The sequence below is a fragment of the Sphingobium sp. SG1 genome (assembly GCF_057063145.1).
In genome coordinates this window covers 71,565-88,044 of record NZ_JBVVOJ010000014.1, presented here as the reverse complement: position 1 = coordinate 88,044, position 16,480 = coordinate 71,565, and the positions used below count along the sequence as shown (strand labels likewise).

12 protein-coding genes are annotated in these 16,480 nt (G+C 65.8%); 8 read left to right on the top strand and 4 right to left on the bottom strand.

Annotation, left to right across the window (positions count from 1 at the left end; all coding sequences use genetic code 11):
- The first annotated feature begins 183 nt into the window (after window positions 1–183).
- From AC0KVN_RS22175 to AC0KVN_RS22160, 4 genes are read left to right on the top strand one after another with little or no spacing between them, the layout of a single operon-like run.
- Complete coding sequence (locus AC0KVN_RS22175) at window positions 184–2,307, top strand: TonB-dependent siderophore receptor (protein ID WP_435568096.1); 2,124 nt, start codon at window positions 184–186, stop codon at window positions 2,305–2,307.
- On the top strand, window positions 2,304–2,612 hold the full coding sequence (locus AC0KVN_RS22170; RefSeq protein WP_435568095.1) for a ketohydroxyglutarate aldolase: 309 nt from the start codon (window positions 2,304–2,306) through the stop codon (window positions 2,610–2,612). The genes AC0KVN_RS22175 and AC0KVN_RS22170 overlap by 4 nt, the downstream gene beginning before the upstream one ends.
- Window positions 2,609–4,123, top strand: coding sequence for a PepSY-associated TM helix domain-containing protein (locus AC0KVN_RS22165; protein ID WP_435568094.1), 1,515 nt, complete (start codon window positions 2,609–2,611; stop codon window positions 4,121–4,123). The genes AC0KVN_RS22170 and AC0KVN_RS22165 overlap by 4 nt, the downstream gene beginning before the upstream one ends.
- Entirely contained in the window at window positions 4,120–4,434 is a 315-nt protein-coding gene (locus AC0KVN_RS22160; protein ID WP_435568093.1) for a DUF3325 family protein, read from the top strand. The genes AC0KVN_RS22165 and AC0KVN_RS22160 overlap by 4 nt, the downstream gene beginning before the upstream one ends.
- Here the strand turns inward: AC0KVN_RS22160 and AC0KVN_RS22155 are convergent.
- Both AC0KVN_RS22155 and AC0KVN_RS22150 read right to left on the bottom strand, forming a co-directional pair.
- Window positions 4,431–5,801 (bottom strand): ATP-binding protein, encoded by a 1,371-nt coding sequence (locus AC0KVN_RS22155; RefSeq protein ID WP_017500811.1) that lies wholly within the window; start codon window positions 5,799–5,801, stop codon window positions 4,431–4,433. The two genes, AC0KVN_RS22160 and AC0KVN_RS22155, sit on opposite strands and share 4 nt — an antisense overlap.
- The gene (locus AC0KVN_RS22150; RefSeq protein WP_435568092.1) at window positions 5,798–6,526 is read right to left on the bottom strand and encodes a response regulator; all 729 of its coding nucleotides are present in this window, start codon (window positions 6,524–6,526) and stop codon (window positions 5,798–5,800) included. Before AC0KVN_RS22150 ends, AC0KVN_RS22155 begins: the two co-directional genes overlap by 4 nt.
- A 197-nt stretch (window positions 6,527–6,723) precedes the next feature.
- Between AC0KVN_RS22150 and AC0KVN_RS22145 the strand changes: the two genes are divergently transcribed.
- The 4 genes from AC0KVN_RS22145 to AC0KVN_RS22130 all read left to right on the top strand — a co-directional run bounded on the left by AC0KVN_RS22145 (window position 6,724) and on the right by AC0KVN_RS22130 (window position 14,315).
- On the top strand, window positions 6,724–7,857 hold the full coding sequence (locus AC0KVN_RS22145; protein ID WP_435568091.1) for an efflux RND transporter periplasmic adaptor subunit: 1,134 nt from the start codon (window positions 6,724–6,726) through the stop codon (window positions 7,855–7,857).
- Between the two features lie 10 nt (window positions 7,858–7,867).
- Complete coding sequence (locus tag AC0KVN_RS22140; RefSeq protein ID WP_010336212.1) at window positions 7,868–11,029, top strand: efflux RND transporter permease subunit; 3,162 nt, start codon at window positions 7,868–7,870, stop codon at window positions 11,027–11,029.
- Window positions 11,026–12,396 (top strand): efflux transporter outer membrane subunit, encoded by a 1,371-nt coding sequence (locus tag AC0KVN_RS22135; RefSeq protein WP_435568090.1) that lies wholly within the window; start codon window positions 11,026–11,028, stop codon window positions 12,394–12,396. The genes AC0KVN_RS22140 and AC0KVN_RS22135 overlap by 4 nt, the downstream gene beginning before the upstream one ends.
- Before the next feature lie 302 nt (window positions 12,397–12,698).
- Window positions 12,699–14,315 (top strand): alpha-amylase family glycosyl hydrolase, encoded by a 1,617-nt coding sequence (locus AC0KVN_RS22130; protein ID WP_435568089.1) that lies wholly within the window; start codon window positions 12,699–12,701, stop codon window positions 14,313–14,315.
- 1 nt (window position 14,316) lies between these two features.
- Here the strand turns inward: AC0KVN_RS22130 and AC0KVN_RS22125 are convergent, their stop codons facing one another.
- Both AC0KVN_RS22125 and AC0KVN_RS22120 read right to left on the bottom strand, forming a co-directional pair.
- On the bottom strand, window positions 14,317–15,315 hold the full coding sequence (locus tag AC0KVN_RS22125; protein ID WP_435568088.1) for an NAD(P)H-dependent flavin oxidoreductase: 999 nt from the start codon (window positions 15,313–15,315) through the stop codon (window positions 14,317–14,319).
- The gene (locus AC0KVN_RS22120; protein ID WP_435568087.1) at window positions 15,315–16,478 is read right to left on the bottom strand and encodes an acetyl-CoA C-acetyltransferase; all 1,164 of its coding nucleotides are present in this window, start codon (window positions 16,476–16,478) and stop codon (window positions 15,315–15,317) included. The genes AC0KVN_RS22125 and AC0KVN_RS22120 overlap by 1 nt, the downstream gene beginning before the upstream one ends.
- Between the last annotated feature and the right edge of the window lie 2 nt (window positions 16,479–16,480).

The following is a 16,480-nucleotide window of genomic DNA, read 5'->3' as shown; positions in this document are numbered from 1 at the left end:
TGGGCAGGAGGCACGGGCAGGTGCCGGTTTACAAAGGAGAAACCGACCAGCTTCGTTCCAGACATGAACAAAATTTCATCTTCGTGGCGCGATTGTAGCGCGCATGCAATGCTAATGCGTTTGACTCGCATTCTGGACATGCCTAACGCGCGGCGCAGATAGAGAGCCATCGGGGAAATCAAAATGCGTCTGTCCTTGCGCCACCTCCTGTTGAGCAGCAGCTTTGCCCTTGTCGTGATGCCGCATGTCGCCCGCGCGGCAGAAGCGGACAATGCCGCAGAGGACGCGTCGCGGATCGTCGTGACCGCGGCCAACCAGCCGTCCAGTTCCGCCACCGCATTGTCGCTGTCGGTGCGCGAGACGCCGCAGTCGGTGACGATCATCAATCGTGAGCGGATCGAGGATTTCGCGATCACCAACGTCAACGACCTGCTCGACCAGACGATCGGCATCAATGTCGAGCGCGTCGAGACGGACCGCACCTATTTCAACTCGCGCGGTTTCGACGTGTCCAACTTCCAGGTCGATGGTGTCGGCCTGCCGCTCGCCTGGGGTATCCAGTTCGGCGATCTCGATACCGCCCTGTTCGAGAATGTCGAGGCGGTGCGCGGCGCCAATGCGATCATGACCGGCATCGGCAACCCGTCGGCGACGATCAACTATGTCCGCAAGCGGCCGCTCGACGAGTTCCAGGCCAAGGGCACGGCCCAGGTCGGTTCGCGCGACCTGTGGCGCGTGGAGGGCGACGTCAATGTCCCGGTGACCGATACGGTGTCGGCGCGCTTCATCTATGCGCATGAGGATCGTGACACGCATCTCGACTATAACCATATCAATCGCGACGTTTTTGGCGCGATTGTCGCCTGGCAGGTGACGCCCGATCTCAAGGCGACGGTCGGTTACACCCGCCAGGAAAATGATGCCGACGGCGTGATGTGGGGCGCGATGCCGCTGGTGTTCACCGACGGCACCCGGATCGACTATGCGCGCTCAGCAACCACTTCGGCCGACTGGACCTATTGGAACACGAAGGACCAGAATAGCTTTGGCGAACTGGTCTATACCATGGGCCAATGGACGCTGAGCGGCATGTTCACCTACAAGCGCTTCCAGGAGAATGCGAAGCTGCTCTATGCCTATGGCTATCCCGACAAGGAGACCGGCGAGGGCGTCTATGGCATGTCGGGCATCTACCCGTCCGACTATAAGCAATATCTGGGCGATTTCAGCGCCACCGGTCCGTTCAGCCTGTTCGGCCGCGAGCACAAGCTGGTGCTGGGCCTCTCCTACGCCAAGTCCAATGCCAAGGAGTGGGAGAATTTCGCCGAGGACACGGCGCTGGTCTATCCGTCGGTCTATGACTGGGGCAGCGCGCAGGTGACCGAACCGGATTATCCGGGCGAATATCTGGCCGCCAAATATAGCGACGAGCTGACCCGCCTCTATGGCGCGGCCCATCTCAACTTCACTGACCAGCTGAAGGGCGTGGTCGGCGCCAGCGCGATGTGGATCAAGTCGTCCGGCTATTCCTATGGCACCGACCAGGCGCGCGACGACCACAAGATCAGCCCCTATCTCGGCCTGCTCTATGACGTGACGCCCAACGTCACCCTCTATGCCAGCTATACCGACATCTATAATCCACAGGCGGAGGTCGACGCCAATAATCGCAAGCTGGACCCGGCCAAGGGCACCAGCATCGAGGGCGGCATCAAGAGCAGCTGGTTCGGCGATCGCCTTTATGCCACCGCCACCGTGTTCCGCGCCAAGCAGAAGGGACTGGCCGATTATGCCGGTACCTTTGGCGAGGATGGACCGGGCAAGGCCGGCGGCAGCTATTATGCCGGCGTCGATACCACCTCGACCGGTTTCGAGCTGGAAGTGGCGGGCAAGATCACCGACCAGTGGACGCTGAGCGGCGGCTATACCCAATATGATATCGAGGATGACGAGGGCAACGACACCCGCACCTGGTTGCCGACCAAGTCGCTGAAGCTGGCCACCACCTATCAGGTGCCGCAGCTCAACGACCTGAAGCTGGGCGCGCAGCTGCGCTGGCAGAATGCGATCAAGACGACGCTGACCGATGTCTATGACGGCGATGTTTACATGGGCGATGTCGTCGTTAAGCAGAAGAGCTATGCCGTACTCGACCTGATGGCGGGTATCCGGGTGGTCGATCATCTGCGGGCGAGCGTGAACGTGAAGAATGTCACCAACACCAAATATCTGGGCAGCCTGATGTGGGGCCAGGCCTTCTATGCCGCGCCGCGCACGGCGGTGTTCACGCTGAGCGCCGACTATTGAGCAAGGCAGCCATTCTTCGCGCCCGTAGCGGCTGGCGTTATCGCGGCAATGTCGCGCTGCGCACGCTGGCGGGCACGGTGGGCGCCTATGCGGTTGCGGCGCTGGCGGCGATGCTGCTGGCCCGCACCCTGCCGATGGGCCGGCTGGAGGCGGTCACGGTGGCCACCGTGTTCTCCTATCTGTTCGCCCCAGCGGTCAGCGTCTGGGCCTTTCTGGCGCGTGGGCCCTGGGTCGCTCTGGGCGGCGTGATAGCTCTTTCCGCACTGCTGGCTGGGCTGGTCTGGACGAGCGGAGGCTTTGCATGAGCGGGGCATCGGCCATGGTGCGCGACGGCGTGCGTCAGGCGATGGCCTGGCTGCACGGCTGGACCGGGCTGCTGCTGGGCTATGTGCTGTTCGTCATATGCCTGGCCGGGACGCTCAGCGTCTTCAAGCCGGAGATCGGCCGCTGGATGCGGCCCGAAGTGACGGCGCAGGCGGATAGCAAGAGCGCGATCGTCGCGGCGACCGGCTGGCTGTCGAAACATGCGCCGGGTTCCACCGGCTGGTATCTGACCGCGCCTGACGGCCGGGCCAATACTGTCGAGGCATCCTATGATCAGGGCAGCGATTATCTGTATCGCGCGCTAGATCCGGTGACCGGCGCGCCGGTCGCGCGCGAGACGCTGGGTGGCGAATTTTTCTACCGCCTCCATTTCGAGCTGGAGATTCCCTATCCCTGGGGCCGGCTGCTCGCCTCGCTGGCGGCGATGGTCATGCTGGTCGCGCTGGTCACCGGCATCATCGCGCACAAGCGCATCTTCAAGGACTTCTTCACTTTCCGCCCGGCCAAGGGGCAGCGGTCCTGGCTTGACGGGCATAATGCGACGGGCGTGCTGGCCATGCCCTTCCACCTGATGATCACCTTCACCGGGCTGCTGACGCTGGCGTCGCTCAACATGCCCTGGCCGATCAGTGCCGGCTATGGTGACAAGGTGATGGAGATGTACGAGGCGCTGGCGCCGGGTTCGGTGACCCGTCCGGCGGTCGGCAAGCCCGCGTCGCTGGCGCCGATCGCACCGATGCTGACAGCGGCCGAGCGCGCATTTGGCGGCGGCCATGTCGGCCGCGTCTATGTCTTCAATCCCGGCGACGCGGCATCGGTCGTCACCGTCTATCAGTCCGATGCCGACACGATCGGCTATATGCGGGGGCAGGCGAGTTTTGACGGGACCACCGGCCGGCTGCTCAAAAGCTGGGTCGAGCGGCGGCCGGCGATGCGCACCTATCAGGTTGTCTATGGGCTGCACATGGCGCGCTTCGCACCGATGGCGACGCGCTGGCTCTATGTGCTGGGCGGGGCGATGCTGACGCTGGCGATCTCGACCGGCATGGTGCTGTGGATCGCCAAACGACGCGAGCGCCAGCCGCTCTCGATCGGCAATCGCATCCTCGAACGGCTGAATGTCGGCGTGATCACTGGCGTGCCGTTGGGCGCGGTGGCCTATTTCATCGCCAATCGCCTGTTGCCGATCGGCATGGCGGGCCGACCGGAAGCGGAAGTGTCCGTGGCCTTGTGGACGGCGGCGGCGGCCGTGCTGGCCGGGCTGGCGCTGCGACCGGCCATCGGCTGGCCGCTGATGATGGGCCTCCTCGCCTTTGCCTGCGCGTTGGCGGCGGTGCTGGGGCCGGTCTGGTCGACCGAACCGGTCCTGCTGGCCGGCAATCTTCTGTTCCTGGCCATGGCCGGCGCGCTTGCGCTGATCGTGCGTCGGCAGGTGCGGCGGCTCAATGCGCCAACACCAGCGCGACGGCGGATGCGGGAGCAGCCGGCATGATCGTTGCGGGACTGCTCTATATCGGTTTCTTCGCATTGGCGGCGGCGATGACGCGGCATGGGCCGGCGCTGCTCGGCCCCTGGCAGCGCCATGGGCTGGCCCGGCATCTGCCGCTGCTCGGCTGGAGCGCGATTGCCCTGTCGCTGATCGGCGCGGTCCTGGCCAGTGCGGACGGGATCGGCATCGTTACCTGGTGCGGGCTGCTGCCGCTGATGGCGGGGGCGGTACTGCTGGCGCTGACCTATGGCCCCCGGCTGGCGCGCGGCGGGTTGCTGCTGGCATTGGCGCTGATGGTGGTCGGCGCGGTTTAGGCCGCCTTCATCTCGATACTGGCGATCAGCCCGCCATCGGGTGCATTGCGCAGCGCGACGATCGCACCGAAGCTGAGGCCCAGTGAGCGCGCGATGGTGAGGCCGATGCCGGTGCCGTGCCGGCCGCCCGGCTGGCTGCTGGCGCCGCGGGTGAAGGGTTCGAACATCTGGTCCAGATCCTGCGGCGGGATGCCGGGGCCATGGTCGCGTATCTCGATCGTGACATGGCCGGGCGTGCGCAGGCAGCTGATCTCCGCGCATCCGCCATATTTTACGGCATTGTCGACCAGATTGCTCATGCAGCGGGTCAGCGCATTGGGCTTGACCCGGACCGACGCGCCGCAACCGGCGGCGAACTGGACGGGCGCGCCCAGTTCCTGCGCATCCTCGGCCATGCTGGCGAGCAGGGAATCAAGGTCGATCACCGACCATTCCTCATGCGTCTCGGTGCTGGCGGCAAGGTCCAGCCCTTCACGCACCAGCCGCTGCATCGCCTCATGATCCTGCAGCAGGCGGGCGCGCAGTTCCTCATTCTCGACCAGTTCCAGCCGCAGCCGCAGCCGGGTGAGCGGGGTCTGGAGATCATGGCTGATCGCCGCCAGCAACTGGGTCCGTTCGGTGAAGCCGGCGCGGACGCGGCGCTGCATCAGGTTGAAGGTGGAGAGGGCGGCGCGCACCTCCTCCGGCCCGCGCTCGGGAATCTCCTCCGGGTCGCGCGACACGGAAAAGGCCTCGGCCGCCTGCGACAGACGACGCAGCGGCTTGGCGGCGATCCGGCCGATCAGGATCGAGAGACCGGCGGCCGAGAGCAGGATGACGACCAGATAGGCCGGGCTGAACAGCGAACTGGGCGGTCGGGCGAGGCGCGGGAAGGTGAGCGCCATGCCGCGGCGTTGGCCGGTCGCGTCGGTCATGCGCACGATCCAGCAATCGGGCCGGGGCGCGTCGATCAGGCCGGCGGCGCGGCTGCGCCCGGCATCCTTGTCCGGGAAACAGAGGCCGAAGGGCACCTGTCCCGCCTCCGGCTGGGCGCGGGGGCCGAAACGCCGGGCGAGCGCGGCTTCGAGATCGGGATCGGGCTCGTTGATGGAGATGCCGTCAGGGGCGATGGATGCGCCGACAATGCCGTGATTTTCCAGCATCTGCTGGACCCGCACCGGATCGCGGCGCAGCCGGTCGGCGACGTCGAAGGCACTGGCCAGCACGCGTTGGCGGCGGACGCGCTCGAAATCATGGCGGCGGCCCTGTTCCGACACGGCGAGCGCGAGGATGGCCGAGAGCGAGATGCCGACGGTCAGCAGCACGAAGATATGCCCCGCCATCGAGCGGAAGAAATCCCGCACGCGCTGCACCGGCTGGCCGATCATTCGTAGCGCACCGGGCTGGCGAGGACATAGCCTTCGCCCCGAACGGTCAGGATCAGGTCGCCGCCGCCGGTGGCGCCGGCCAGCTTCTGGCGCAGGCGGCTGACCTGCAGGTCGATGGTGCGGTCGAAGGCAGCGGTGGCGCGCCGTTCGGGCAGCAACGTCTCGCGCGCCAGCACGACATTGGGCTCTTCGATGAAGCGGGAGAGCAGGCGGAATTCGGCGGAGGACAGCATGACAAGCCGGTCGTCCGGAGCGATTAGCCGGCGTTGCAGCAGATCGAGCCGCCAGGGACCGAAGACGGCATAGCGGGACTGGTCGGCGGGTGCCGCGGCCTCGACGCGGGGGCGGCGCAGCAGGTTGCGGATGCGCACCAGCAGCTCGCGCGGCTCGAACGGCTTGGTCAGATAATCGTCGGCGCCCAGTTCCAGCCCCAGCACCCGGTCGATCGCGCTGCCGCGCGCCGTCACCATGATGATCTGGATGCCCGACCCTTCGGCGCGCAACTCGCGGCACAGCGACAGGCCGTCGCCATCGGGCAGGTTGAGATCGAGGACGATCAGGTCGACCGGCTGGTCGCGCAGGGCCTGGCGCAGTTCGGCCAGGTTCGATGCAGAAAGCAGGTCGTAATTTTCCTGCCGCAACTGATCGACGATCAGACCGCGAATATCGGCATCGTCGTCGACGACGATGACGCTGTTGCGGCGGGGATCGGACAGGTCAGCCATGTTGCGCTTCTAGCGGCGGATATTGCAAAAGTCTGTGCCTCTACCGGGGATGATACAGGGCGATACAAAGCGATACGCGTTCGGATGTCACGCGACATGATGATGCGTCAGGATATCAACTTGGTCTAGCAGGATACGCCTCAAATCGCGATCAGGCGATCGTCGGCGCTGCCTGCCGGCGGTAACGATGTGAAGCCATGCCCATTTTCACAGAACTCCGGAGCCTCCGGGTCGCACCGATCGCATTATGCATCCTGATCACCGCTTGCGGACAGGAAAAGGCGCCAAAGAAAGGGCCTGTGGAAGTGGGCGTGGTGACGCTGGCGGCACAGAATGTGACCGTCTCGTCCGAATTGCCGGCGCGCACCGTGTCGACCATGCAGTCGGAAGTCCGGCCGCAGATCACCGGCGTGATCCAGAAAAGGCTGTTCACCGAAGGATCGATGGTGACGGCCGGCCAGCCGCTCTACCAGATTGACGAACGGCTCTATCGCGCGTCGCGCGACGAGGCGCAGGCGGCGCTGGTGAGCGCGCAGGCGACGGCGGTAGCGGCACAGGCCAAGGCACAGCGCTATCGCGGCCTGGGCGATACCGAGGCGGTGAGCGCGCAGGACCGCGACGATGTGATCGCGACGGCGCGCCAGGCAGCGGCCGCCGTGGGCCAGGCGCGCGCCACGCTCGACACTGCCAATGTCAACCTGACCTTCACCCAGGTGCGTGCGCCGATCAGCGGCCGGATCGGCCGCACCCTCTTCACCCCCGGCGCGCTGGTGACCGCCAGCCAGACCGATCCGCTGACGACGATCCAGCAGCTTGACCCCATCTATGTCGACGTCACCCAGTCGAGCAGCCAGTTGTTGCAACTGCGGCGATCGCTGGCGGCGGGCAAGACGCTGCCGGCCAGCGCGACGATCCGGCTGAAGCTGGACGATGGCAGCGAATATCCGCTGGAAGGGCGGATCGAATTTGCCGAGCCGATCGTCGATGTCGACAGCGGTACGGTGACGCTGCGCGCGCGCTTCCCCAATCCTGACGGCATGCTGCTGCCCGGCATGTTCGTGCGCGTCGTGGCGCCGCAGTCGGTCGTGCCTGGCGCGATCCTGGCGCCGCAGCAGGGCATCGCCCGCGACGCCAAGGGCAATGCGACCGCGCTGGTCGTGACCAAGGACAACAAGGTCGAGCGCCGCACCGTCACCGCCGCGCAGGCGATCGGCGACAAATGGCTGATCACCGCAGGCCTGAAGGCCGGCGACCGGCTGATCGTCGAGGGCACCGACAAGGTCCAGCCCGACGACAAGGTAAAGCCCGTCGCCGTCGCGGCGAAGAAGTAGGAGAGGCCCGGTGCTGAGCCGCTTTTTCATCGACCGGCCGATCTTTGCCTGGGTCATCGCCATCGGCATCATGCTGGCGGGCCTGGGCGGCATGCTGTCGCTGCCAGTCGCCCAATATCCCGACATCGCGCCGCCGGGCGTCGGCATCAGCGCCACCTATCCGGGCGCGTCGGCCGAAACGGTCGAGACCAGCGTCACCCAGGTCATCGAACAGCAGCTGACCGGTATCGACGGGCTCATGTATTTCTCCTCCTCGTCGACATCGACGGGGCAGTCGCGCATCACCGTCACCTTCCAGAAGGGCACCGATCCCGACACCGCGCAGGTGCAGGTGCAGAACCGGGTGCAGCAGGCGCTGAGCCGCCTGCCCAGCGCCGTGCAGCAGCAGGGCCTGTCGGTCACCAAGCAGCAGACCGACTTCCTGATGCTGGTGGGTCTCTATGACGAGACCGACAATGCCACCCAGGCGGACATTGCCGACTATCTGGTCAATAATTTCCAGGATTCGATCGCCCGTATCGACGGCATCGGCGCGACCCAGATCTTCGGGTCGCAATATGCGATGCGCATCTGGCTGGACCCCTATAAGCTGGCCGCGGTCAAGCTGATGCCGTCGGACGTCGAAACCGCGATCAAGGCGCAGAATATCGAAGTGTCGGCCGGCCAGATCGGTGCCGATCCGGCACCGGCGAACCAGCAGATCAACGCCACCGTCACGGCGCGTGCGCGCCTGGAAACGCCGGACCAGTTCCGCAACATCGTGGTGAAGACGCAGAGCGACGGGTCGGTCGTCCACCTGTCCGACGTGGCCCGCGTCGAGCTGGGCAATGAAAGCTATACCACCAGCGCGCGCCTCAACGGCCATCCGGCATCGGGCATGGCGTTGCAACTGGCGCCGGGCGCCGACGCGCTCAAGACCGCCGAACTGGTGAAGGCGCGCGTCGCCGAACTGGGCGGCAACCTGCCGCACGGCTACAAGATCGTCTATCCGCGCGACACCACGCCCTTCATCAAGCTGTCGGTCGAGGAAGTCGTGCAGACGCTGATCGAGGCGGTCGTGCTGGTCGTCATCGTGATGTTCGTCTTCCTGCAGAGCTGGCGTGCGACGCTGGTGCCCGCGATCGCGGTGCCGGTCGTGCTGCTCGGCACGTTCGGCATCCTTGCGCTGTTCGGCTATTCGATCAACACGCTGACCCTGTTCGGCATGGTGCTGTCGATCGGCCTGCTGGTCGACGACGCGATCGTCGTGGTGGAGAATGTCGAGCGCATCATGGAGGAAGAGGGGCTATCGCCCCGCGACGCCACGATCAAGTCTATGATGGAGATCGGCAGTGCGCTGGTCGGCATCGCGCTGGTGCTGTCGGCGGTGCTGCTGCCCATGGCCTTCTTCGGCGGATCGACCGGCGTCATCTATCGCCAATTCTCGATCACCATCGTGTCGTCGATGCTGTTGTCGGTCGTGGTCGCATTGATCCTGTCGCCGGCCCTGTGCGCCACCATGCTGAAGCCGATCGACAAGGCGCATCGCGAGAAGGGCTGGTTCGGCAAGTTCAACCGCTGGTTCGAGCGGCTGACCAATGGCTATGTCCGCCGCACCCAGGGCGTGATCGGCAAGCGGGGTATCTTCTGGGGCCTCTATGTGGTGGTGCTGGGTATATTGGTCGTGCTGTTCATGCGCCTGCCCACCAGCTTCCTGCCGGTCGAGGATCAGGGCCAGGTGATGGTGCAGGTCACGCTGCCGTCCGGCGCCAAGTCGAGCCGCACCAATGCGGCGATCGACCAGGTGCAGAGCTATTTCCTGAATGACGAGAAGGACAATGTCGCCTTCGCCTTCATCATGACCGGCTTCAGTTTCCAGGGGCAGGGCGAGAATGTCGGCCAGGGCTTCATCAACCTGGCGCCATGGGACGACCGCAAGGGCAAGACGAACGAGGCCGGCACGATCGCCAACCGGGCGACCAAGCAGCTGGGCGCGATCCGCGATGCCAAGGTGCTGGCGATGACCCCGCCGGCGATCCGCGGCCTGGGCCAGTCCAACGGCTTTACCTTCGAACTGCTGAACAGCGGTGGCCTCAGCCGCGAGCGCTTCCTGGAGCTGCGCAACCAGCTGATCGCGTCCGCGCAGCAGGATCCGGTGCTGGCCGGGGTGCGTGCGGCTTCGCTAGAGGACACGCCGCAGCTCAAGATCGACATCGATACCGAGAAGCTGACCGTGCTGGGCCTGACCCAAGCCAATGTCGACGATGTGCTCAGCTCCGCCTGGGGCAGCACCTATGTCAACGACTTCGTCGATCGCGGCCGGGTGAAGCGCGTCTATATGCAGGCCGACGCTCCCTATCGCGCCTTGCCGAGCGATCTCGACAACTGGATGGTGCGGTCGAGCACGACCGGCGAGATGGTGCCCTTCTCCGCCTTTGCCACCAGCCATTGGGTGATGGGGCCGAGCAGCGTGCAGCGCTTCAACGGCCTGTCCTCCTTCGAGATCCAGGGTCAGTCGGCGCCGGGCGCCAGTTCGGGCGATGCGATGGACCGGATGGTGGCGCTGCAGAAGCAGCTGCCGGCCGGCACCAGCTATGCCTGGAGCGGTCTCAGCTATCAGGAGCAATTGTCCGGCGGACAGGCGCCCCTGCTCTATGGACTGTCGGTGCTGGTCGTCTTCCTCTGCCTCGCGGCACTCTATGAAAGCTGGTCGATCCCGCTGTCGGTGCTGTTGGTCATTCCGCTCGGCCTGATCGGTGCGGTGCTGGCGGTGACGCTGCGCGGGCTGGAGAATAATATCTTCTTCCAGGTTGGCCTGCTGACCACCATGGGTCTGGCGGCGAAGAATGCGATCCTGATCGTCGAGTTTGCCGAACTGGCGCATCGCAATGGTCGCAATGCGCTGGAGGCGGCGCTGGAGGCGGCGCGGCTGCGCTTCCGTCCGATCCTGATGACCAGCCTGGCCTTCATCGCGGGCGTCATTCCGCTCGCCATCGCCACCGGTGCGGGCGCGCAGAGCCGTGTCGCGATCGGCACGGCGGTGGTCGGCGGCATGGTGACGGCGACGGTGCTGGCGATCTTCTACGTCCCGCTCTTCTTCGTCTCGATCGCCCGCCTGTTCGGCATGGACAAGAAGAAGCCGGGTGGCGAGCCGCCGGCCCAGGAACCGCCCGTGGACGGAGTGCCCGCATGACCCGCGCTGCATGGATGATGATGCCGCTGTCGGCGCTGGTGCTGGCCGGGTGCGACATGGCGCCCAAATATGTCCGGCCGCAAACGCCGGTGGCGCCGGCCTTCCCGACGGGTGAGGCCTATGCCCCGGCCAGCGCCGAACCTGCGGGCCTGCCCTGGACCGCGCTGATCGGCGACACGCGGCTCAAGACCGTGATCGAGCGGGCGCTGGCCAATAATCGCGACCTGCGGGTGGCGCTGGCCAATGTCCAGTCGGCGCGGGCGCAATATAAGGTCGAGCGGGCGGCGCAGCTGCCGACGATCACTGGCGATGCGGCGGCAAGCTTCAGCCGCCAGAATGACAATCGGCAGAATAATTACAGCGCGGATGTGGGCTTCAGCGCCTTCGAGATCGATCTGTTCGGCCGGGTCAAGAATCTGACCCGATCGGCGCTGGAATCCTATCTGGCGACGCAGGAAGGGATGCGGTCGACCCGCATCACCCTGATCGCCGAGACGGCGAACGCCTATGCGACGATGGCGGCGGACCAGGAATTGCTGGCCCTGTCGCGCCAGACGCTCGCGAGCGCGGAGCGCAGCCTGAAACTGACGCAGACGCTCAACACATCGGGTCTGGCCGGCAAGCTGGACGTGCATCAGGCCGAAACCACGGTGGAGCAGGCGCGCGCCGACATCGAGGCGAATGTCACCCAGGTGGCGCAGGACCGCAACGCGCTGGAACTGCTGGTCGGTGCGCCGGTCGAGGATGCGCTGTTGCCGCAATCGCTCGACAGCCTGTTGCAGTCGACCGCGAAGGTGCCAGCCGGTCTCTCCTCCGACGTGCTGTTGCAGCGACCCGATGTGTTGCAGGCGGAACATCAACTGAAAGCCGCCAATGCCGATATCGGCGCGGCGCGGGCGGCGATGTTCCCCAAGATCAGCCTGACCACGGCGATCGGCGTGGCCAGCTCGGCCCTGTCTTCGCTGTTCAGCGATGGCGGATTTGCCTGGTCGGCGGCACCATCGGCCAGCATGCCGATCTTCGGCGGGGCGGCGCGCGGCAATCTGGACTATAGCAAGGCGCAGCGCGACCTTTATGTGGCGCAATATGAGAAGGCGATCCAGACCGCCTTCCAGGAAGTGTCGGACGGGCTGGCGCGGGCCGGCACGATCGACCGGCAGCAGGCGGCGCAGCAGGCGCTGGTGACGGCGAACCAGCGCTATTATGCGCTGGCGGACCAGCGCTATCGGGCGGGCATCGACACCTTCCTCAATTCGCTGACCAGCCAGCGTTCGCTCTACAGCGCCCAGCAGTCGGCGATCGCGACTGAGCTGGCGGCGGTGCAGAATCGCATCCTGCTCTACCGGGTGATCGGCGCCGACCAATAGGCGCCGATCCGCCCTCTTCTCCCGCTTTTCCATGCCCGCGAATCCTGTTATTCTGCGCGCATAAAGAAGAAGGAGAGGGCCATGGCATTTCTGGCTCGGTGTCTGGACTGGCTGTGCGGTATCTGTGCATCCGCCGCGCAGGATGAGTGCGTCATCAACCAGCTGATCTCCAGCGTGACGCGATCCCGACATACGCCCTGATCTCTTCGCAGCCGCAACATAGTTCTTCACCTGCGCGCGTCGCCGTGTAGACTGGCGCTGCGGCATGATGCGCCGCAGGCTTGGGACATGGGGTGGCGCAAATGGCTCCCGACAGTCGTGATGCAGGCGATCGGCCCTGGTGGAAGGGCGCGGTCCTCTATCAAATCTATCCTCGCAGCTTTCAGGATTCGAACGGTGACGGCATTGGCGACCTGCCGGGCATCACCGCGCGGCTGGAGCATGTCGCCCGGCTGGGCGTGGACGCGATCTGGATTTCGCCCTTCTTCCCCTCGCCGATGCGCGATTTCGGCTATGACATCGCTGATTATTGCGGGGTGGACCCGATCTTCGGCACGCTCGCCGATTTCGACGCGCTGGTGGCGCGCGCGCATGCGCTGGGGCTCAAGGTGACGATCGACCAGGTCTATGCCCATAGTTCCGACCTGCACCCCTGGTTCGCACAGAGCCGGCAGGACCGGGACAATGACAAGGCGGACTGGTTCGTCTGGGCCGATCCCAGGGCGGACGGCACCCCGCCCAACAACTGGCAGTCGGTGTTCGGCGGCCCGGCCTGGACCTGGGACGCGCGGCGGCGGCAATATTATATGCACCAGTTCCTGACCAGCCAGCCGCAACTCAATGTCCATAATGTCGCGGTGCAGGATGCGCTGCTGGGCGCGATGCGCTTCTGGCTGGACCGGGGCGTCGACGGCTTTCGCCTCGATGCGCTGAATCACGCGATGCACGACCCGGAATTGCGCGACAATCCGCCCGCGCCCGAGGGGGAAGGGCCACGCACCCGGCCGTTCGACTATCAGATTCGCCGCTACAGCCAGTCGCATCCCGGCGTGGTCGATTTCGTCGCGCGCATCCGGGCACTGACCGATCGCTATGGCGCGATCTTCACCGTGGCGGAGGTGGGCGGCGACCTCGCCGAGCAGGAGATGAAGGCCTATACGGCGGGCGAAGGCCATCTCAACAGCGCCTATGGCTTCAACTTCCTCTATGCCCCGGCGCTGACCCCTGGCCTGATCGCCGATACGCTGGCGCGCTGGCCGGATGAACCGGGCATGGGCTGGCCGAGCTGGGCGTTCGAGAATCATGATGCGCCGCGCGCCCTGTCGCGCTGGTGTGCGCCGGAGGATCAGCCCACCTTCGCTCGGCTCAAGATGCTGTTGCTGATGGCGCTGCGCGGCAATGTCATCCTCTATCAGGGCGAGGAACTGGGCATCACCCAGGTCGATATCCCGTTCGAGAAGTTGCAGGATCCCGAAGCGATCGCCAACTGGCCGCTGACCCTGTCGCGCGACGGCGCGCGCACGCCGCTGCCCTGGTCGGTCGACGCGGCGGAGGCGGGCTTTACCGATGGTGAGCCCTGGCTGCCATTGGGCGCAGAGAATGTCGCGCGGGCGGTGGCGGCGCAGGAGGGCGACCCCGCCTCGCTGCTGCACTTCACCCGCGCGATGATCGCGCTGCGCAAGGCGAATCCGGCGTTGCGCCATGGGCGCCTGGATATCATGCGTGCCGACGACCAGTGCCTGGCCTTCCGCCGGGTGACAGAGGATCAGGCCCTGACCTGCATCTTCAACCTGTCGCCGACGCCCGCGCCCTGGCCGGACGAAGTGGAAGGGCGTGGCGCGATCATCGCGGCGATCGGCGATGCGGCGCCGGGGATGGCATTGCCGCCCTATGCGGCGCTGCTGCTGGCGCAGGATTAGGTCAGCCTACTGCCGCGAGTTCCGGCGTGACGAAGCCAGCGAGGCGGCGTTGGATGATGGCGGTGGCGTCGTCGACGATGCGGGTGATGAGATCCTGGCAGGTCGGGATGTCGTGGATCAGGCCCTGAATCTGGCCGGCCCAGATCAGGCCGGCGTCGAGATCGCCGGTTTCGAGCGCGATCCGGCCCTTGGCGCCTGACACGAGCGGCTGGATGTCGGGGAAGGCCGATCCTTCGCGCAGCGAGATTTCGACCACCTCGTCCGACACGCTGTTCTTGGCGACGCGAGCGCTATTCTTGAACTTGCGGAAGATGAGGTTGGTGCCGCGCTCGTCATTGTCGACCAGGAACTGCTTCACATTCTGGTGGATCGGCGCTTCGACCGTGGCGCAGAAACGGGTGCCCATATTGATGCCCTCCGCGCCCAGTGCCAGCGCGGCGGCAAGGCCCCGGCCGTCGCCGAAGCCGCCGCTGGCGATCATCGGGATGCTGAGCTTGTCGGCCGCCGCCGGGATCAGGATGAGGCCGGGAATATCGTCCTCGCCCGGATGGCCGGCGCATTCGAAACCGTCGATCGAAATGGCGTCGACGCCCATCCGCTCGGCCGAGAGGGCATGGCGGACGGCGGTGCATTTATGGACGACGATGATGCCATGTGCCTTGAAATCATCGACATGTTCCTGCGGCTTGTGGCCGGCGGTCTCGACGATCTTGACGCCGCTGTCGATGATCGCCTGGCGATATTCCGCATAGGGCGGCGGATTGACCGAGGGCAGGATGGTGAGGTTCACGCCGAAGGGCTTGTCTGTCATCGTGCGGCAGCGGTCGATCTCGCGGCGCAGGTCGTCAGGCGTTGGTTGGGTCAGAGCGGTGAGGATGCCCAGGCCCCCGGCATTGGAGACGGCGGCGGCCAGTTCGGCGCGGCCGACCCACATCATGCCGCCCTGCACGATCGGATGCTCGATGCCGCACAATTCGGTGAAACGCGTCTTCAAAGCCATCACAGTGCCTCCACGATCGTCACATTGGCGATGCCGCCGCCTTCGCACATGGTTTGCAGGCCATAGCGCTTGCCCCGTGCCTTGAGCGCATGAACGAGCGTGCTCATCAGCTTGGTGCCCGATGCGCCGAGCGGATGGCCGAGCGCGATCGCGCCGCCATGGACGTTGAGCCTGGCCGGATCGGCGCCGATCGCCTTGAGCCAGGCCATGGGGATGGAGGCGAAGGCCTCGTTCACCTCGAACAGGTCGATATCGTCGAGTTTGAGGCCCGAGCGTTCGAACGCCTTGCGGGTCGCGGGGATCGGTTCCTCCAGCATGATGACCGGATCGCCGGCGGTGACGGTCAGGTTGACGATGCGGGCGAGCGGCGTGAGGCCGAAGCGCTTGATCGCCGCTTCGCTCGCCACCAGCACGCCCGATGCGCCGTCGGTCATCTGGCTGGCATTGGCGGCGGTGATGGTGCCGCCTTCCTCCAGCGTCTTGACGCTGGCCATCGCCTCCATCGTGCCGCCACGGCGCACGCCGTCGTCGGTGTCAAAAATCCCCTCGGGGGTCAGGACGGGAACGATCTCCGCATTGAAGGCGCCGCTGTCGATCGCGGCCGCCGCCTTGGCGTGGCTGGCGAGCGCATAGGCGTCCATATCCTCGCGGGTGAAGCCATATTTGTCGGCGATCGCCTGGGCGCCATGGAACTGGCTGAACTCGGCGACGCCATAGCGTTTCTGGATGCTCTTGGGCCAAGGGCCATCGCCCAGGCCGGCGGCGGCGTGGAGCTGGAAGTTGGAGCCCATCGGCACGCGGGTCATGCTTTCGGCGCCCGCCGCAATCACCAGATCCTGGGTGCCGGACATGATCGCCTGCGCCGCGAAATGCAGCGCCTGCTGCGAGGAGCCGCATTGCCGGTCGATCGTCACGGCCGGCACGCTGTCAGGCAGTTTGGAGGCGAGGACGAGGTTGCGGCCAAAGGCGAAGCTCTGTTCGCCCGCCTGGCTGACGCAGCCGACGATCACATCCTCGATGGCGGCGGGATCGATGCCGGTGCGGTCGACCAGCGCGTTGAGGATGGTGGCGCCCAGATCGGCGGGATGGACGTCGATCAGCCCGCCCTTGCGGGCACGGCCGCCGGCGGTGCGGACGGCATCGACAATATAGGCCTCGGCCATGG